We start from the raw sequence: 18906 nt of genomic DNA, 5'->3' as shown, positions 1-18906 counted from the left end.
GGAGCAGAAATGATAAAAGCCTTCACATGGATCGCCTTGGCATCCGCAGTCGTTTTGTCGGGCAACGCATTCGCCCGAGGTAGCAGCTTCGGGGCGCATAGCTCTTACTCCTACAGCGGCTATAGTGGTCGCGCAGATCACTCCATCAGCGGGTATACGCGGAGCAATGGGACCTACGTTCAGCCCTCTCACGCCACGAACCCTGACGCCACAAGAAATAATAACTACACAACTAAAGGCAACGTGAACCCCTACACCGGCAAGGTCGGAACCAAACCCCGAGATTAGCCGACCGCAGCCTATCGCTGCTGCTGGAGTTTCGCGCAGTTCAAGCCGATAGATGCGCCCCCAGAATATTGCTCAAGAACCTGCACTGGTCATTGAACCCCACCACCCCGTTGCTGAAATGGTGGATCGCCTGGGGCATCAGGTAGGCATCGAAGCTTTTGTCTTCGATCAAGGCAACCGAGCGCCGGGCTTCGACGTGCTGGGCGAAGTAGTTGGTGCCAAAATTAGGGAAGGTGACAGAAAGGTTGACGGTGCGGATCATGAATGCCCCCTGCGGGTCGTTGATCGTTCGGGATCGATTATCAACGGGGGCGCCTTACGTAGGATGAAGACTGGGTGAATTTGCTGACAGGATCCAGCTCCATTCCTGCTTACCAAGGCCTGCTGCTTTCCAACATCCGGTAGCCAGCAGGCTACAATGATCACCCTGAAATTCATCATCGATAACCCAACGGCACTCGACGTATGGCTAATAAAGGTGCGCCATGAGCAAGACATTCAACCCACTGGACATGCCCATTGTCGAACTGAAAAACGCTACCACTGAAAACACCAGCCGTTTTGAGGCCTCCCGTTACCTGGATTCGCCCGAAACCATCAGCGCATTCCTGGCCGAGGTCATGAAGGAGAGGAATCCCCACCTGCTGATGCAAGCGTTGGGGGAGGTGGCAAAGGCCCGTGGCGTGAACAAACTGGCCGAGGAGGCAGGTGTCAATCGGGAATCGCTGTATAAGACCCTCAAGGGGGTGATAAAACGCGGTTTGACACCATTCAAAGGCTGATGCTGGCACTCGGTGTAGAACTGACCGTGAAGCCCATAGAAGTGCATTGACTACTTGGCTGCACGCACTGGTGTTTCAGCCAATCTGCCGAGCCCGACAGGACAGATTTAGGCCAAAACGCCCAAGATCAAAACCTGGAAACGAAAAAGCCCCTGAAATCTTTGAAAATTTCAGGGGCTTTTTCTTACACAATAATGGCGGAGAGATATGGATTTGAACCCCTTCTCATGGGCGAATGGACCGCTCTAGGCGACTGAAATAGGCGTTTTCGGATTTAGTCTAAGGCTCATAACGGCCTATGGCGGCCCCGAGTATGCCCTAATCTTGCCCTAAAACTTGAACGCCTTCTTGTCTCGGGTTAAGCATCCTCATCCTCTAGAGCTTCACTCGACTTACGTTGACGCTCTATTCCATCGCGCGCGGTTCGGAGCAATGCGGCATATAGATCAAATGAAGGCTCTACGCGGCTGAGCGACTCAAGCATCTTCACACAGTGTTGTTCTTGTCGGACATCCTCAGGGAACGGTTCACCGTATGCTCCACCTCGAATGCCAGAATATACTGACGCCTCGATTGATGAGCGTATATACATTAACGCTTCTTCCCCCATTAACTCTGCCGCGTTGAGGATGTCGCGGATAAACTTTGGATGATCGTAGATAAAGGCCGGTTGACTCTCCCGCAGCACCCTGGCTACAACGTTAGCATGTGCCAGAGTACCCGAGGACATCCACGCGATTAGTAATTCAAGAAGCACTTCGTCATAGTCGCCGCATAGACCGGCAATTACGTCACCAATACACCGAGCCCCCCGAGACTCTGCTGACTCATTGAGAGCCCAGTCAAGCAACCCTCTTATCAAACGGGGTCCAGCCTCAACACCCATAAGTCTAAGGCTGTTTTCATTGCGCTCTTTGCTCAACGGCTCATAGGACCAATCTTTTCGACGCGTTGCCTCGATAAGACGTTCCTTGACCAAGGCAACTACAGCTGAAGGATCTTCTTTCATTGACGATGCGAGGAAGGACCTAACCCAGTAATCATCAAGCTCCTTCATTACTAAAAGCTTATTTAAAAGCTCGTGTCGTCGACTGTCGATATCAACCTTCGGAATTTGCGTTCCGCCGGCGATCAACATGAACATATCGTGAGTTGCCCTAGTACTCACTTCAAAATCTGCCGAACAAATTAACTCAACTGCCAAAGCAGGATTTTTATCAGCGATTTGGCGCGCTAGACTAGACGCGACAAACATTACGCTCGGATCATTACTTTCAAAGATACGCCTAAACAGAGCAATTTCATGCTGGGTGTAGGACCGTGAAGGCTCGAATCTCGCGTATGCCTCAGCGAGTTGAGCCATCACTTCTGTAGACCCCTCCGAGCGACCTACATAGTCCATTACCAATTCCGAGTGTCCCGTTTCCACAGCGACACTTAAAGCCTTACCTACAAACGGGGCAAGATGACCGACCTGACACTCGCTATTTCTGCGGAGCAATTCGGCGGCAAGATTCGGGACTGAACTGAGCAGATGATTTATAAGTAGGAAAGGAGAGCCATAGCCATTAGAGGCCACGTTTTCAATATCCTGCATACAGTCATTCAACTCATCAAGCAAATCTCCCAGAACCGGAAACGCAGTCATCAAATCAGCCGTCAGAATTATACGGTCGGTCTCATGCTCCTCCCGGTTAAGTGACGGACTAAGCCTCCATGTCTTCGTACCCCAGCCGTCTATGAGCGCTCGTATAAGCCGCGTCCTCAAATCTCGGCTTAATAAATCAATGATGGCACCCGCTTCGCCAGCCCCCTCACTCTTTCCGTGAAATGCATGCCAGGATATGGAATCTGCGAGCCGAAGCAACACTACAGGCGGTAAATACACCTCTTGAAGCATAACTCGAAGCTTCCGCAAGAGGTCCTGATGCTCTCGCTGCCATTCTTTATCGGTGGAATCACCGCGCATTGGCCCCCGCAAGGCTTGAGCTATTGTCTGCGCAGCAAGAAATGCTCTTCGAGGTGGAACTTCCCGCAAAAACTTGAGCAATGCTTCGGTTATACCATCTCTAACGACTTTTACTGCCTTCAGGGAAAGGTGATGTCGAGTGATCGTTAAGGTCGAGCGAGAATAACTTGTCGACTCAATCTCCGTACCCAGCGCTCCCTCAAGAATGGTGAAGGGAGTGTGAACCGAACTGAGCGATATTGGTCTTTCTAGGAGCTCAAAAGCAAAACGAACAACTTCGAGCACGTACCCGACAGGTTTATTCAACTCAAACTTAGCCAGGTCCTTGAGAATGCGAATGCCGTGACTCGGTTGCTGATTCAGCGCTCGGACGTCGCTACGCCCTGCTGCCCAAAGGAGTGAACACGCCTCTTGGAGGTGGTCGTAAGTATATGCGGCATTACGCACCATGTTGCATACAGCCGAATTCTCCCCATGTTTTTCCATGATGAGGCGTTTGGCGAAGTCGAGCGCAAACCGGGGTTGGTAATAGGAAACCGCTTCAACTGCTTCGACATGTGGGTTGGTATATTTCTCTTCCCAACGTAGCTTCGGGCTCAAACTCGTCAATAACACACTGTCATCTGTCTTTCCTGCGCGTAGGCGCCAGTCCAACCGACCAAGATTAACAAATAAATTTTTAAGCTGGTCAGCGCCCGCAAGATCAAATACTGCCGTAACTAGCTCGTTAGCCTTGCGGTCTACATCAAGATAGTTCGAACGGATAATTTCATCTGCCAGTAAGTCAGGAGCAAGCCTCGAGCGCACACCGCGCTTGAATAGAACCCCCGCTTCTCCTAACAAACGTATTAGCCTACTGGCGTCCGGCTGTTCAACCCCTTCGACTTTTGACAAAATATTAAGCAGACAGGGATCGTCCGGAATTATAGGCTGAAGTAGCGCAATGACCCGTAGGACCCCCCTAAGCTTCGAAACATCCAGCCCCGAAACTAAAGTGACCGCAATAACGTCTTGAAGACTGGAAAGCACATAGGTTTGAAACTCTTCTGAATTGCCTAACAACGTCATTGGCACATTGTCACGGGCGACCAACTGCGCCGCCAAAACTGTAACCAAGGGCGTTGAAAACGTTGCACGAGCGATTTCGACAGCGGCCGCAAGAGGACCGTTGCATTCGGTAAGAACTGATTCAGCTAGTGCTTGCGCTTCCTCTCGCGTCTGCTGGTGCATATCAACATATTGAACCAAAGGCCCGGAGAGACTTATCTCAGCGGCTTGAAGGCGCAATCTTTCTTTTCCGTAGGGACGAAGCGAAAGAAGCAACCGCGTTCTGTTGTCCGGTACGGCTGCGTATCTTAGGAGTACACCAAGGTCTTCGCGCTCGTGAGCATCATCTATCACAAGCAGCGTCACGCCGCCGAGACTGTCGCGAAGGTTGTCCAAAAAATGAGCTTTAACGTCTTCAGTTGGCGATACAAATCGAACTAATAGGGTAGTGTTATCAGCTATCTGCTGAGTGACTTCACGAAGAACCCGGCTCTTTCCAAAACCTGGCGCCCCGACTAGACAGGTTAGGAGCACCGACTCATCCTTCACATAGTCCACCACCTGCGACACCTCTGCGTCGCGACCAACAAGTGCCCAAGAGTGGTTGAAGAAGCGATCGGAAATTAGGAAGGGTTTGAAGAAGTCCTCTACGGTCTGAATAGGTCCCGACTCATCAACACCTAATAGTTCTAATCGCTGACCGCTGAAGTAACGGTCGACGAGATCCAGGCGATCGGACATAGCGAGATCATGGAATTTTCGGGTAATGTCCTCTCGATCCCACAACTCCCAGTCAATATGCACAACCATTGCATCACGCGCCTTTGTGCTCGCGACGCTGGAGAGCAACAGCACCTTAAGATCCGCGATGTAAGTTTGCTCAGCAACGGCCGTATGGACCTTTTGGGCGCCAAACTCATTAACGCGTTTGCATTGAAATGTATACGTCCCGAATGGGCCAGTAGCGACGATATCGATACCGTGCTGCTTATGGCCTGTCCCCCCATAACGATGAACTTTTCCACCACCGGATCGGTACAGCCGACCCAAAAAGGCCGCGCAGAAACTTTCAAATGTATCCGGATGCAAAGCTGAGAGCGGGAGGGGACGGTCGTATGACGTGGCCGTTTCGATGCGAAGATCCGCAGAAGCAGCCATATATCCCGCAGCCTCCAGAAGCTCGTTTTCTTTAGCTCCAACAAGCCGCTCCAGCGAGGGAATGTCAACGGATTTTGGGCGGGCAGCCCCTTTCTCCCAGCGACTCACCGACTGCTGGGTCTTTCCGAGGGCCGTAGCCAGATCCTTCTGCTTAGGGAAACCCGCCGCTATTCGATATCTAGTTAATAATTCGCCGAATTCTGCATAGGGAACCGATTTCGAAGACGTATTCATTTTTTTGTACCATTTGATGGACACACAAAAAAGTGTACCATAATATCAAGCTCAATCAATACGTTATCGATGACGCGCCAGAGGTGGCAGATCTGGCTGATGATTCTGCTGCTCGTCGCCTCAACCTCGCCTAGTGAGCACTTTTTGTACGCTGTATATTTATACAGCAAACATATAGAGAGCCATCCCCTGAATTTCGACCAGTCTAAAGCGCTGAGACTTCAGCAGTGGCACTCCACCCTCGACGACCACGATTTCCGCATGCAGACCCCGGAAGCTCACCGGCAGACTTTGCACGCCATGAGTGCCGCCCTGCTCAGCGAGGGCTTAATCGATGTGCTGCAGCAGTTCGATTTGAACGAAATGGCGAACGCAGCCTATTGGCACGCCGTCGAGGAATTGCAGAGCTGCCCGGTGCACTACTGCGCTGCCTCTTCCTACGATGTCAGAGGTAACAACAGCGAACTGCTCGGCAAGATTCGTCGCTCGATTTTTTATGTCGCCGACACGCTGGTCAGCGACACACCCTCCACCTACGATGGCAAGGTTTATCGTGACTCCAGCGGGGCGAACCTGGTGTTCAACCCCTCCGGCGATATCGCGAGAATAGACGGGCTGACCCTGACGCTTCGCGAGGGAGAGCAGTACACGCTCATCGAAACCGGTCGCACCATCGAAGGAGTGACCTACGAGCCCATGGAGGATCCGGACAGCTACCGCGGGCTTATGGATGCCGCCCAAGTGGCGCATGAATGCCGCGATCTGGACGCCTTCGAAAAATTGCGTCCGCTGCTCGACCTGGCTCGACTCCGCCCCTGCATCGTTTGCCAGGATCGGTTTGATCAGCGTGAAGATTGCTCGGTATGCGTGGGACTGGGGTTTGTAACGAAGTCTTCAGCCGTTGGTCTACCCTGAGGACACTCTAGGAGCACCCAGCTATGTGCGGACGCCTATCCCAGTACCGCGGCATTCCATCGCGTTAGAACACACTAAAAAAGTCCGCCTAAAGCCGCCGGAACCCAGTTCATGATGATCAATTCGCCACTGACTTCGGCTTTGCCTTGGCGCTGATTGGTGTTGCTATAGCGGATATCCAGCGTCTCAAAGTGAAAGCCAGCAAACACCCGGCGGATGTCTGGGTGATCGTTAATGCTGACCATCACCTTGCCTTTGCAGCGACGCATGAAGTCGGCCATGCGCTCGTAATTCTCGAACTGAAAATCCACGCCATAGCCGGCGGTCTGCCAGTAAGGCGGGTCCATGTAGTGAAACGGTGCGCACGGCCATAACGTTCGGCACATTCAAGTCAGGGGAGGTTTTCAACGTAGGTGCCGGACAGGCGCTGCCAGGCGGCCGAGAGGTTTTCCTCGATCCGCAGCAGGTTAATGGCCGGGCCGGTGGTCGCGGTGCCAAACGTCTTCCCGGTGACCTTACCGGCAAAGGCATGGTGCTGCAGGTAGAAAAATCGGGCGGCACGCTGGATGTCGGTGAGGGTTTCGGGGCGGGTCATCTTCTGCCACTCAAACACCTGGCGTGAACTGAGTGCCCATTTGAATTGGCGCACGAACTCTTCCAGGTGGTTCTGCACAACGCGGTACAACGTGACCAGGTCGCCGTTGATGTCATTGAGGACTTCAACCGGCGCGGCCTGCGGACGCATGAAGTAGAGCGCGGCACCGCCGGCAAAGACTTCGACGTAGCATTCGTGCGGCGGAAAACGCGGGATGAGGCGATCGGCCAGGCGGCGTTTGCCGCCCATCCAAGGGATGATGGGCGTGGACATATAGAGCAAGACCTTTACTGTATGGATAAACAGGTGCTAGCCTCGCCGCGCTTCGTGCACGCGTGCACGGAGTAAGAGCCTTGGCTGGACTTGCAGGGACAGTCTGCAGGGACGGCGGCCGGTTTGGATGTTGTCGCATCCACCCCGGTCGCTCTTTTTCACTTCGGTGTTGAGACTTCTTTGGCGTAGGCCAGACAGGCAGCCAACGCGATCAATCCTTGGTCGCCGGCATCGGTGATGCCGATAATTCGTTGAGCATGCGCTGGTTCAAGCTGGGCTCTTGTGGGGCCATGAACCATGCTGCTGGTTGCGGTGGTGGCTGACACTGGGCCGCTGGCTGTATTGGCGGCGTCGAGTAGGATGCCGGGAACCTCTCGAAGGGATCTCGAAGGTAAACAAGGCCGCGATCGCCTACGCCGACAACAAACGCCGCACCATCCTCGCGGAGATCAGAGAGGGCCGCTTCGACTATGCGGCCCATTTCCCGAACTCACCTAGGGCCACTATGTTCACGGGCACTGGCGGCCCGTCGCTCAAGCGTACAGTAAAGGAAGGCATTGATCGTTGGCTGGAGGTTCAGCGCGCCCTCAAAGCATCGAGCACGGTGGTCAACTACGTGAGCAAGGCTGTGCACGTTGAGAACAAGTTCGGTAAACGCCGAATTGTCGACATCAGCAAAAGCGACATCGAGTTGTTCCAAGCGCAGTTGCTGAAGCATGGTCTGGCCCCGAAGACGGTAACGACATTTTCACCGTCGTCCGAGGAGTATGGGCTGATGCCTTCGGCGACGGCATCTTGACAGCGAACCCTCTCGATAGAATCAGCAACGTCGGGGCGGACGTCGATCTGGAACACGCCGACCCGTTCAACCGCACCGAGATCGAGATGATCGGCAAAGCGGATCCCCGCCGCCGCGCCGACGCCCGAATGATCGAGTTCAACTGCTGGGCCGGGCTTTCGCTATCCGAGCTTATTGGACTTGCCGCCGAAGATATCGACCTTGAGGCAGGCCTAGTGCACGTCCGCCGGGCATTGGTCGTTGGGGAATTCAAAGTCCCCAAAGAACGCACCAGGGTGCGAGTCATCGAACTGATAGACCCCGCTCTAAGCTTAATGCGGGAAATTGTTGCCGCCGCGAAGGATTCACCTAGCGTTGATATCACGTTGATACAGCGCGACAACATCACCACGAAGAAGATGAAGGTCAAGTTTCTTTTCCGCAGCTCCGCCAGCGGCCTGCTGTGGAGTGGCAAAACCCTGAGCAAATGGTTCACCGCCCATATGAAAAAGGCAGAAGTCCGCCGCCGAGGGGCCAACCAATGCCGCCACACCTTCGCGAGCCAAGCCCTATCAAGCTACGTACCTGTGGAATGGGTCGCACGCCAATTAGGACATAGCGATACAACAATGGTGAGGAAACACTATGGACGCTGGATACCAAGGGATACAAAAGCATGGCATCTCTTGTATCTGAGCAAATGGGCTTTCGGACAACGGTTAAAGTCAATCAACCCAATTCTACTGAATAGCTTTCCAGCGAATCGCAGTCATGACCGTATGGTAGACGTTGTAAATAAAAGACTTTAATTGCATCAACAAAAAGAACATCCCCGTATAAAGGGTAACGTAAGCCATACCGACCAACCATTCTGTAATTTTCCATGATATCGGGGAGAGCTGTACTATTTTATGTATCAGACCTCCCTTGATAGCAAACACAATCACCAACAAACAAAAAACCGTATAAGCCAAGTAATAGATAAACACACGCATAAAAATAAAAAAATTATTCTTCAGAAACGACAACTGTGATTTTTCATGCCTATGCTTAGACATTGCCACAAGCATATCAGGCTGACTGATCGTTGCAAAAATGGTAAAGCCAGCCAAAATAAAACCCAAGACAGAGACTACAACCCCCAAAGCCATGGTACTAAACTCTCGTACAATCTTAAGCTTCTCATCCAATGAGATTTCCAACATACAATATTGAAGCACCACCAAAATAAAAACGACGAACGTCATCCAAAAATTAAATGAACTGAAGGGAATTCTTCTCGCTTTGACGTAAATCGCCCACAAGCTTTTTTCGTCCATCAACGCCTTTGGAGACAAATCATCGTTCACTTGGTTCACCTACGATAAGGAGCGAGTTTGGCAATCGCTGCTCGGGTCGGAGCTGCAACCTGGATCATACCATCGCCTACCAACTGAATAAATTTTTGAAACAAAGTCGGAGCAGCTTGTGAAGGCGAGTTCGTGGTTAACTCAACATAACTCTTAAGCTGAAAATGCTCATTGTCACCACGCAACTCCGTACCTGAGCTATCTTTACCCACCAGCGTTACTTTCTGATTGCCTTGAACAGTGGCAGCCTGCACTTCTTCGATCACACTATCTTTATCCAACCCCTCAGAATTTGAGTGACGAATTGTCGTCGTCTTACTATTAACTTCATCCTTCTGACGTTGCACTGCTTCGAAAAAACCTTCGTTGTCGTGCTCATCATTTCGATCAGAAAATTTATATGTAACCGAACTCAAAACCTCATACTGCCGAACAAACGAGTCGATACTCTGTGCGGAAGTTAACGGAATCAATTCCAAAGTAGGAGGAAAGATATCAAGCATCAACTGTTTTTTTGTTACTTTTTCGCCACTTTCTTTACGTTCATCATATGTAGTATCGATATAAGCTTTATGGTTACGCTTCAAAAAGCTCTCAAGCGTCGACTTGAAATTATCCAGCGTTGGTGCAAACTTGGTTTCTTTAAGAAAGACAAGCCGATGAATATCAAGAACCAAAACAAAAATACAAGAAGGAGAGGATTGCATTTCCTCATGATCTTCTACCAACCCGGATTTCGTATAAATTTGCTCTCGTTCTAAAACCATGTCCTTAATAAATCGCCCGACAAGCAATACTCGCCCATCAACTGTAACTAATTCAACGTTTTCAAAAAAAAATTGCGTCGTTCCATAAACCCTTTTGAGATCCGGATTCGAAAAGGACGGAAGCACGATTTCTGCAAAATAATCGAGAAGATTTTGGCTCCCAAATTTGCAAACGAGATTCGCCATCTCAACTGGGTACTGGCGGTTAGACATTAGATCCCTCTAGACGAGCGCAAAAGCTCTTGGTAGCCATTTGATGGCTGACTTTAGCCTCCCAGTGAATCTTTGTCACTGGGACTTGCTGAATGACCTGGATTACCTTCGATCTCACAAGAGCAAAGAAGCGCGACCGATCCAGCCGAAGATGCTTTTTGCCCTAAAAATGCCCTAACTCAATCGTCAGGAACGAAAAAGCCCCTGAAATGTTCAACCATTTCAGGGGCTTACTCGTATTCAATAATGGCGGAGAGATAGGGATTTGAACCCTAGGTACTGTCGCCAGTACAACGGATTTCGAATCCGTCCCGTTCGGCCACTCCGGCATCTCTCCAACGGCGCGCATCATAACACTGATTCAGCGAATGTCTAAGCTTTCTTTCGAAAAAATTCACGATCTATCAGTCAGTTGCGCGCTTTTTGCAAAATTACAGCGGCACGCCCAGGCGCTTGGCCACTTCTTCGTAGGCTTCGATGACGTCACCGAGGCCCTGGCGGAAGCGGTCCTTGTCCATTTTCTTCTTGGTGTCCTTGTCCCACAGGCGGCAGCCGTCAGGGCTGAACTCGTCACCGAGAACAATGGAGCCGTCGCTGAACACGCCGAATTCCAGCTTGAAGTCGACCAGCAGCAGGCCTGCGTCGTCAAAGAGCTTGTTCAGCACGTCGTTGACCTTCAGCGACAGCTCTTTCATTTTGGCCAGTTGCTCGGCGGTGCCCCAGCCGAACGCCACTACGTGGGATTCGTTGATGAACGGGTCGCCCTTGGCGTCGTCCTTCAGGAACAGCTCGAAGGTGTAGGGGTTCAGCTTCAGGCCTTCTTCCACGCCCAGGCGCTTGACCAGGCTGCCGGCGGCGTAGTTGCGCACTACGCATTCGACCGGGATCATGTCCAGTTTCTTGACCAGGCACTCGTTGTCACCCAGCAGCTTGTCGAACTGGGTCGGGACGCCCGCTTCTTCCAGCTTTTGCATGATGAAGGCGTTGAACTTGTTGTTCACCATGCCTTTGCGGTCCAACTGCTCGATGCGCTTGCCGTCGAACGCCGAAGTGTCGTTGCGAAACAGCAGGATCAGGCGGTCGGCGTCGTCGGTCTTGTAAACCGATTTGGCCTTGCCGCGGTAGAGTTCTTCACGTTTTTCCATGATGGGCTCCGCTTGCTAAGTAGGTGGGCTAGGCGATGTGTCGCCAGTCGAGCCCTGAATCTTGATCGGCCAATTGCAGCCAGTCGGCGTCGCACCCCAGGGTATCGACGAAACATTGCCGGGCCAGCTCTGGCAGGTTGTTCTTGCTGCTGAGGTGGGCCAGCACCAGGTGTTGCAGGTTTTGCCAGCCCAGCTCTGCCACCAGGCTCGCGGCCTGGTGGTTGTTCAAATGTCCCAGTGAACCGCCCACCCGCTGTTTCAGAAACATCGGATAGTGGCCACGGGCAAGCCGATCACGGCAGTGATTGGCCTCGATCATCAAGGCGTCCAGGCCCTGGTAGCTGTCCATTACGCGCCCGCAGTACGAGCCCAGGTCGGTCAGCACGCCAAAGCGCCGTGCACCGTCGCTGAACACGTATTGGGTCGGCTCCAACGCGTCATGCGCCACCGAGACGACCGTGATGCTCAATGCGCCGACTTGCAACACATCCCCGCAGGCCACGAAACCCGCCAGTTCCACGGGTTTGCGCAGGCCGCGATGGGTGCCGCGGCTCATGTACACCGGTAAATTGTAGCGCCGAGACAGCAAACCCACGCCATGCACGTGGTCGGCATGTTCGTGGGTCACTACAACGGCACTCAGTTGCTGGGGGCTGACACCCAGGCGGGCCAGGCGACGCTCGGTTTCTTTTAAAGAAAACCCGCAGTCGACCAGCACGTAGGTGTCGTTGCTTGCGATGAGCGTGCCATTCCCTTGGCTTCCGCTTCCGAGAACGGCGAAGCGCACTTAACCCAGGTTGTCCTGGATCACGCTCAACACGCGACGGGCGACATCGGCCGGCGCAACGGTATTGATGTTCTTCTCGACGGTGACCTGAACGCTGTCGCCTACCTTGCTCAGGCGAACCTGGTAACGGTCGGCACGGGCTTCGATCTCTTCCTTGGTGGGTGCGCTGCCGAACATGCGGCTGAAGAAGCCAGGCTTCTCATCCTTGTTCTCGGCTTTTTCCGCCAGGTTGATGTAGTACAGGCCCAGGCTGCGGTTGATGTCTTCCACCTTCCACTGGCCATGGTCCAGGGCGCGGCCAACGCTTGACCAGGCACGGTCAAGGTCGGCGCCGACGTTCAGCACGGGGTTGCCGCTGCCGTCTTCGCTCAGGCTGACGCGGCTTGGGGCGTCGAAATCACGTGCGGCCACCAGGGAGATCGAACCGCCCTTCTCGGCGCTGCGGCTCATGCTGGCGAGCATTTCGTCGACCAGGGCCGAGTCGATGCCGGTGTTGGCCGGGCTGCTCGGGAAGTTGACGTCATCGGTGCTGCCGGCAGGGCGTTCCACGCTGGTGACGTACACTTCACTGGTGTTGCGCTGCACGCCAGGCTCGATGCGCACGCGCACGCGAGTTTGGCCGTCGGCGCTGCTGGCCGAGGTGGTCAGGCGCTTGGCCATCGACCCGGACAGCTCATCGAAATGCTGCCAGGTGGTGGTGAATTCGCCGGTTTGCGGGCGCTCATCAGCGATCCGGAAGCCGTTGTCTTCAAAGAACTGGTGCGCAATCGGCCAGACTTCGGCCGGCGTGTGCTGGGCGAGAATCCAGCGGGCCGGGCCGTTCTTTTGCAGCGTGAAGTCGCTGGCCTCGGCCGATGCTTGCAGCGGCAGCGGGCGCGGCACTTCGAATTCGCCGGTGGCGTGCTCGTCGGCAACGTTGCGCGGGATCGGCAGCAGCGGATCCAGACGTTTGGCCAGGGTCAGGTCCTGGGGCGTTTGCATCGGTGCCGTTTGCGTCGCTTGCAGGTAGTCACTGCCACGATCGCGGAAATAACCATCTTCGCCCCAGAGCCACCCACAACCGCTAGTGCTCGAGATAACCAAGGCAAGGGCAGAAAGACCAGCCATTCGCTTCATGCGTTGTACTTCCTCAATTAAACCAGGACGCCGGACTGGCGCAGGGCCTGCCGCAGCGCTTCGTGATAAGGGGTGCTCAACCAGGTGAGCGGAAGGCGGATGCCTTCAGGCATCAAGCCCATTTCGTGCAGCGCCCATTTCACGGGAATAGGGTTGGCTTCCAGGAACAGATTCTTGTGCAGCGGCATCAGTTTTTCGTTGATGGCGCGGGCTTCGGCGGCATCACCACGCAGGGCGGCGGCACACAGTTGGTGCATGGCGCGCGGCGCGACGTTGGCGGTGACCGAAATATTGCCCTTGCCGCCCAGCAGGATCAGCTCGACCGCCGTGGGGTCATCGCCGGACAGCAGCAGGAAGTCGCTGGCAACGCCGGCCAGGATGTCCTTGGCGCGTTGCAGGTCGCCGGTGGCTTCCTTGATGCCGATGATGTTTTTCACCGTCGACAGGCGAATGACCGTCTCTGCTTTCATGTCGCAGGCAGTGCGGCCAGGCACGTTGTAGAGGATCTGCGGGATGTCGACGGCTTCGGCGATGTGCTTGAAGTGCTGGTACAGGCCTTCTTGCGTCGGCTTGTTGTAGTACGGGGTTACCAGCAGGCAGGCGTCGGCGCCGGCGTCCTTGGCGTTGCGCGTCAGTTCGACCGCCTCGCGGGTGGAGTTGGCACCGGTACCGGCGATTACCGGGATGCGGCCCGCCACCTGTTCGACCACGCGATGGATGACATCGATGTGTTCCTTGTAGTCCAGGGTCGCGGACTCGCCGGTAGTCCCCACGGCAACGATGGCATCGGTGCCTTCCTTCAGGTGGAAGTCCACGAGTTTGCTGAGGCTGTCCCAGTCGAGACGACCTTCTGCGTCCATGGGTGTGACCAGTGCCACCATACTGCCCGCAATCATGCAACCGCTCCTGCCGGAAAAAGAGAGCGGTAATGGTACTGGCGCCTTCGGGCTTGCACAAGCGAAGTACCACGCTCTGAGCATTCCCCTGAGCGATGCTTTTCGCTACCCTTCAGACTTTGATCGGTACGACTGGGTCTGTTTGTCCGATTTGTAAGCTGCCCGAGGCGGTCGCAACCGCCGTTTTCAAGCCTCCAAGCCCCTGCCCGCGCCCCTTTCAGGGCAATGGCCGGTGTTTGCCACAGGCGTTTCGGGGCACCATGCTGCAAAGCTGACTCATTCACCTCACTCATTTTGCGTGCCGACCGCTCATCGCTTTAGGAATGCTGCATGTCCACCCCCACAGTTCGCGAACAATTCCTTGTCATCAGTGCCCTGGGCCCCAACCCGATGGAACTGACCAACGTGCTGTGCCGTGCCAGCCACGACAGCCGTTGCTCGGTCGTGACGTCGCGGCTCACCCGGCATGGCGAGTGCAGTGCGCTGGTACTGGAAATCTCCGGTAACTGGGACGCCCTGGCGCGCCTGGAAACCAGCTTGGGCTCGCTGTCCAAGAAGCACGGCTTCACGGTCAACGTGGTGCGCAGCGCCACCCTGGAGAACCGCCCGCTGTCGTTGCCGTACGTGGCCTACGTCAGCTCGGCCTACCGCTCGGACATCATCAACGAGCTGTGCCAGTTTTTCATCGACCACAACGTGGAGCTGGAAAGCCTGACCTGCGACACCTACCAGGCCCCGCAAACCGGCGGCACCATGCTAAACGCCACGTTCACCGTGACGCTGCCGCCAGGCGTGCAAATCAGTTGGCTGCGCGATCAGTTCCTGGACTTTGCCGACGCGCTGAACCTGGACGCGTTGATTGAACCGTGGCGCCCACAGAACCCCATGTAAGGAAGCGTTCATGACCGTTGTCGTCGACCAGCCCGTGCCGGACTTCCAGGCACCGGCCACCAGTGGCAAGACCGTCAGCCTCAGCGAGCTCAAAGGCCGCCAGGTGGTGATCTACTTCTACCCCAAGGACAGCACCCCGGGCTGCACCACCGAGGGCCAGGGCTTTCGTGACCAGCACCAGGCTTTCCTGGACGCCAACACCGAGGTGTTCGGCCTGTCCCGCGACAGCCTCAAGGCCCACGAGAACTTCAAGGCCAAGCAGGCCTTCCCGTTCGAGCTGATCAGCGACAAGGACGAGGCCGTGTGCCAGCTGTTCGACGTGATCAAGCTGAAAAAGCTCTACGGCAAGGAATACCTGGGCGTGGACCGCAGCACCTTCCTGATCGACAAGAACGGCGTGCTGCGCCAGGAATGGCGTGGCGTGAAGGTGCCGGGCCATGTTGATGCGGTGTTGGCGGCGGCGCAGGCGTTGAACAAGGGTTGAGGTTGAGGCGTTCCTTTCACGGATAAATCCGCCCCTACGGCCTGTAGGAGCGGATTTATCCGCGAAAAAACCACCACTGACTCAAAGAATCGGCGCCACGCTAGGCTCCTGCCGTGGCCAGGCATCCAGCACCGCCTTGAACAGGGTGGCCAGCGGGATCGCAAAGAACACCCCCCAAAAGCCCCACAGCCCGCCAAACAGCAGCACCGCGCAGATGATCGCCACCGGGTGCAGGTTGACCGCGCCCGAGAACAGCAGCGGCACCAGCACGTTGCCGTCAAGGGTCTGGATAATCCCGTACACCGCCATCAGGTAGATGAACTGGTCGCTCCAGCCCCACTGAAACAGCGCGATCAAGGTCACGGGCACCGTCACAACCACCGCGCCCACGTAGGGCACCACCACCGACAGGCCTACCAACAACGCCAGCAAAGCCGCGTAATTCAGGCCCAAGGCGACGAAGGCGATGTAGGTAGCCACGCCGCAGATGAAAATCTCCACCACCTTGCCGCGGATGTAATTGGCGATCTGCCGGTTCATTTCCTGGGCAACACGGGTCAGCAGGGCGCGCTCGCGCGGCAGGTAGCCTTTGACCCAGCGGCCGATCATGACGCGGTCCTTGAGAAAGAAAAACACCAGGATCGGCACCAGCACGAAGTAGATCATCATGTTGACCAGCAGCGGCAGGCTGGACAGGGAAAAGGTCAGCGCCAACTGGCCGAACTTGCCAACCTCACCACGCGCCGCCTCGATGGCTTGCAGCACCTGCTCGTCAGACACCAGGTGCGGGTAGCGCTCAGGCAGCAGCAACAGCAGCGACTGCCATTTACCGAGCATGCCTGGCAGTTCGTTGAACAAGGTGATGACCTGATGCCACAGCAGCGGCACCAGCACCAGCATGAACACCGCCAGCACGCCCATGAACAAGGCGAACACCAGCCCCACCGCGACCCCGGAAGGCACCCGCAGGCGCTCAAGGGCGGTGACCAGGCCCTGCATCAGGAAGGCCAGTACCATGCCCGCCAACACCGGGGCGAGCATGCCGCCCAGGGTCAGTACGGCAGTGAATGCCAGTACCAGCAGCACCGCCAATACCACCGCTTCTTCATCCGAGAAGTAGCGCTGCATCCAGTCGCGAAGCACTTTGAACATCGAGTTTCCTTGAAATTTTTATGGGGTGTGCCTGGTATTTCGCGGGGTATTTTTCGCGGATGAATCCGCTCCTACAGTAGGAATTGGCGAAAAGGGCGCGGCGGCCTATCAGGCCTTCTTCAACCAATAGGTATAGACCCCCGCCTGGACCTGTTCGTGTAACAGCGTGTGACCCGCCAGCTTGGCAAACGTACGGAAGTCTCGCTGGGAACCGGCGTCGGTGGCGATCACTTTCAATACCGCGCCACTGCCCAGGCCATTGAGCTGCAGCTTGGCCTTGAGTAGCGGCAGCGGGCAGTTCAGCCCACTGGCATCGAGTTCGGCGTCACACTGTACAACGTCGGTCATGAACAACTCCCCAAGGCTATGGCGGGCTTCCCGGGCAAGCATCGGCGCCGGGAACAAGCCGCCTAGAATACCTCATGCGCGCACGCCTCTGGTCCTCGACTGATGTGCCAGCTACAGTAAGGTCTTTCTTCGACCCGAGCTCCGTGCATGTCTTTATTGCGCCCTACCCTGTTGACGCTTGCCTGCCTGCTGCCTCTTGCGAGCATCGCCGACGACCTGCCGTCACTCGGCGACGCCAGTTCTGCCATTGTCTCACCCCAGCAGGAGCACGACCTGGGCCGCGCCTGGCTGAGCATCCTGCGCGGGCAGGTCAACCAGTTGTCCGACCCGCTGCTCAAGGATTTCGTCGAAAACAGCGTGTATAAACTGGCCGAAACCAGCCAGCTGCAAGACCGGCGCCTGGAATTCATCTTGATCGACAGCAAGGAACTCAACGCCTTCGCCGCGCCCGGCGGTATCGTCGGGGTCAACGGCGGGCTGTTCCTCAATGCCCAGACCGAAGGCGAATATGCCGGCGTGCTGGCCCACGAATTGGCTCACTTGTCGCAACGCCACTTTGCCCGCGGCATCGAACAGCAACAACAAATGCAGTTGCCGGTGATGGCGGCCTTGCTGGCCGGCATCGTGCTGGCCGCCACCGGTGCCGGTGACGCCGGTATCGCGGCCATTGCCGGCACCCAGGCCGGCGCCTATCAGAAGCAGATGAGCTTCTCGCGCGAGCGCGAGCAGGAAGCCGACCGTATCGGCATCATCAACCTGGAAAAGGCCGGCTACGACCCGCGCAACATGCCGAACATGTTCGAACGCCTGGCCCGCCAGTACCGGTTCGATGCCAAGCCGCCGGAATTCCTGCTGACCCACCCGGTGACTGAATCGCGTATCGCCGACACCCGCAACCGCGCCGAACAGTCGCCCAAGGGCGGCGTGGAAGACACCGTGCGCTACCAGTTGATCAGGGCGCGAGTACAGTTGATCTACGAAGAAACTCCCGGCATGGCGGCCAAGCGCTTTCGCGTGCTGCTGGACGAGAACCCCAACTCGGACCCGGCCCGCTATGGCCTGGCCATCGCCCAGATCAAGGGCGGCCAGCTCAACGAGGCGCGCGCCAACCTCAAGCCACTGCTGGCCAAGTCGCCGAACGAGGTGATCTACAACCTCGCCGAAATCGACCTGGACATCACCAACAACCGCTTCCCGGATGCCCAGGCGCGGGTCGACAAGATGCTCGCCCTGTACCCCGACAACTACCCGCTGAACCAGTCACGGGTAGACTTGTTGCTCAAGCAGGGGCACTACCCCGAGGCCGAAAAGGCTTTGAGCAGCTTGCTCAAAAGCCGCCCCGAAGACCCGGACGTGTGGAACCTGGTGGCCGATGCCCGTGGCCAGAACGGCAATATCGTCGGTTCCCAACAAGCCCGCGCCGAATACTTTGCCCTGACTGGCGACTTTCGCCAGGCCATCCAGCAACTGGACTTCGCCCAGCGCCGCGCCGGCAACTTCCAGGAACAGGCGAAAATCGATGCACGGATCAAGGAATTGCGTGATCAGGAGCGCATGGTCAAGGACATGATGCGATAGGCAACCGGATACGGGCGGCGTGGACTACACTTTTCCCTCCCCGCCCGTGACTTAGCAGCGCCAATGGTTTTTTTCGCCACATTTTCGACAATTTTTTCACCATTGACCGGCAACGTCTAAGCTTCAGCAAGGTGCGATGAA

16 protein-coding genes, 1 tRNA gene and 3 pseudogenes are annotated in these 18906 nt (G+C 55.7%); 7 read left to right on the top strand and 13 right to left on the bottom strand.

The window, feature by feature from the left end; genetic code table 11:
- Nucleotides 1–328: 328 nt before the first annotated feature.
- On the bottom strand, nt 329–550 hold the full coding sequence (locus L9B60_RS17690) for a hypothetical protein (protein ID WP_249672042.1): 222 nt from the start codon (nt 548–550) through the stop codon (nt 329–331).
- A gap of 223 nt (nt 551–773) precedes the next feature.
- Between L9B60_RS17690 and L9B60_RS17685 the strand changes: the two are divergent.
- Nucleotides 774–1120 (top strand): annotated as a pseudogene (locus tag L9B60_RS17685) (addiction module antidote protein).
- 308 nt (nt 1121–1428) lie between these two features.
- Here L9B60_RS17685 and L9B60_RS17680 read toward each other — a convergent pair.
- Nucleotides 1429–5502, bottom strand: a complete 4074-nt coding sequence (locus tag L9B60_RS17680; RefSeq protein WP_249672041.1) for a helix-turn-helix domain-containing protein — start codon at nt 5500–5502, stop codon at nt 1429–1431.
- Nucleotides 5503–5577: 75 nt separating this feature from the next.
- Between L9B60_RS17680 and L9B60_RS17675 the strand changes: the two genes are divergently transcribed.
- Nucleotides 5578–6393 carry a hypothetical protein gene (locus L9B60_RS17675; protein ID WP_349631953.1) on the top strand — a complete coding sequence of 272 codons (816 nt, stop codon included), beginning with the start codon at nt 5578–5580 and terminating at the stop codon, nt 6391–6393.
- A gap of 74 nt (nt 6394–6467) precedes the next feature.
- Here the strand turns inward: L9B60_RS17675 and L9B60_RS17670 are convergent.
- Together L9B60_RS17670 and L9B60_RS17665 are read right to left on the bottom strand one after the other, a co-directional pair.
- A pseudogene (locus L9B60_RS17670) lies at nt 6468–7261 on the bottom strand (DNA adenine methylase).
- Between the two features lie 158 nt (nt 7262–7419).
- Nucleotides 7420–7623, bottom strand: a pseudogene (locus L9B60_RS17665) (lysis protein); the annotation flags it as partial.
- Between L9B60_RS17665 and L9B60_RS17660 the strand changes: the two are divergent.
- Both L9B60_RS17660 and L9B60_RS17655 read left to right on the top strand, forming a co-directional pair.
- Entirely contained in the window at nt 7542–8060 is a 519-nt protein-coding gene (locus L9B60_RS17660) for an Arm DNA-binding domain-containing protein (RefSeq protein ID WP_349631952.1), read from the top strand. The pseudogene L9B60_RS17665 and the gene L9B60_RS17660 overlap by 82 nt on opposite strands.
- Nucleotides 8057–8848 carry a tyrosine-type recombinase/integrase gene (locus L9B60_RS17655; protein WP_249672040.1) on the top strand — a complete coding sequence of 264 codons (792 nt, stop codon included), beginning with the start codon at nt 8057–8059 and terminating at the stop codon, nt 8846–8848. The genes L9B60_RS17660 and L9B60_RS17655 overlap by 4 nt, the downstream gene beginning before the upstream one ends.
- Here the strand turns inward: L9B60_RS17655 and L9B60_RS17650 are convergent.
- The 7 genes from L9B60_RS17650 to dapA all read right to left on the bottom strand — a co-directional run bounded on the left by L9B60_RS17650 (nt 8780) and on the right by dapA (nt 14312).
- A complete protein-coding gene (locus L9B60_RS17650) occupies nt 8780–9388 on the bottom strand; it encodes a hypothetical protein (RefSeq protein WP_249672039.1) in 609 nt (202 codons plus the stop codon). The genes L9B60_RS17655 and L9B60_RS17650 overlap by 69 nt on opposite strands.
- Before the next feature lie 5 nt (nt 9389–9393).
- Nucleotides 9394–10368: a hypothetical protein gene (locus L9B60_RS17645; protein WP_249672038.1), complete on the bottom strand. Its 975-nt coding sequence runs from the start codon at nt 10366–10368 to the stop codon at nt 9394–9396.
- Nucleotides 10369–10615: 247 nt separating this feature from the next.
- A tRNA-Ser gene (locus L9B60_RS17640) sits at nt 10616–10705 on the bottom strand.
- Nucleotides 10706–10799: 94 nt separating this feature from the next.
- Nucleotides 10800–11513, bottom strand: a complete 714-nt coding sequence (gene purC, locus L9B60_RS17635; RefSeq protein WP_249672037.1) for a phosphoribosylaminoimidazolesuccinocarboxamide synthase — start codon at nt 11511–11513, stop codon at nt 10800–10802.
- 28 nt (nt 11514–11541) lie between these two features.
- Nucleotides 11542–12300 carry an MBL fold metallo-hydrolase gene (locus L9B60_RS17630; RefSeq protein WP_249672036.1) on the bottom strand — a complete coding sequence of 253 codons (759 nt, stop codon included), beginning with the start codon at nt 12298–12300 and terminating at the stop codon, nt 11542–11544.
- Entirely contained in the window at nt 12301–13416 is a 1116-nt protein-coding gene (gene bamC / locus L9B60_RS17625; protein ID WP_249672035.1) for an NlpB/DapX family lipoprotein, read from the bottom strand.
- A 17-nt stretch (nt 13417–13433) separates the two neighbouring features.
- Nucleotides 13434–14312, bottom strand: coding sequence for a 4-hydroxy-tetrahydrodipicolinate synthase (gene dapA, locus L9B60_RS17620; protein ID WP_249672034.1), 879 nt, complete (start codon nt 14310–14312; stop codon nt 13434–13436).
- A gap of 330 nt (nt 14313–14642) precedes the next feature.
- Here dapA and L9B60_RS17615 point away from each other — a divergent pair, with 330 nt between their 5' ends.
- Together L9B60_RS17615 and L9B60_RS17610 are read left to right on the top strand one after the other, a co-directional pair.
- Nucleotides 14643–15203: a glycine cleavage system transcriptional repressor gene (locus tag L9B60_RS17615; protein WP_249672033.1), complete on the top strand. Its 561-nt coding sequence runs from the start codon at nt 14643–14645 to the stop codon at nt 15201–15203.
- A gap of 10 nt (nt 15204–15213) precedes the next feature.
- Nucleotides 15214–15687: a peroxiredoxin gene (locus L9B60_RS17610; RefSeq protein ID WP_249672032.1), complete on the top strand. Its 474-nt coding sequence runs from the start codon at nt 15214–15216 to the stop codon at nt 15685–15687.
- 81 nt (nt 15688–15768) lie between these two features.
- Here the strand turns inward: L9B60_RS17610 and L9B60_RS17605 are convergent, their stop codons facing one another.
- Nucleotides 15769–16839, bottom strand: coding sequence for an AI-2E family transporter (locus tag L9B60_RS17605; protein WP_249672031.1), 1071 nt, complete (start codon nt 16837–16839; stop codon nt 15769–15771).
- A 108-nt stretch (nt 16840–16947) separates the two neighbouring features.
- Nucleotides 16948–17187: a sulfurtransferase TusA family protein gene (locus L9B60_RS17600; RefSeq protein ID WP_249672030.1), complete on the bottom strand. Its 240-nt coding sequence runs from the start codon at nt 17185–17187 to the stop codon at nt 16948–16950.
- A 147-nt stretch (nt 17188–17334) separates the two neighbouring features.
- Here L9B60_RS17600 and L9B60_RS17595 point away from each other — a divergent pair, with 147 nt between their 5' ends.
- Nucleotides 17335–18765 (top strand): M48 family metalloprotease, encoded by a 1431-nt coding sequence (locus tag L9B60_RS17595; RefSeq protein ID WP_249672029.1) that lies wholly within the window; start codon nt 17335–17337, stop codon nt 18763–18765.
- Nucleotides 18766–18906 lie beyond the last annotated feature (141 nt).

This window comes from Pseudomonas abieticivorans, from assembly GCF_023509015.1.
Taxonomy (GTDB): domain Bacteria; phylum Pseudomonadota; class Gammaproteobacteria; order Pseudomonadales; family Pseudomonadaceae; genus Aquipseudomonas; species Aquipseudomonas abieticivorans.
The sequence above is the reverse complement of the archived record's forward strand: the minus strand, read 5'-3'. Positions and strand labels throughout refer to the sequence as shown.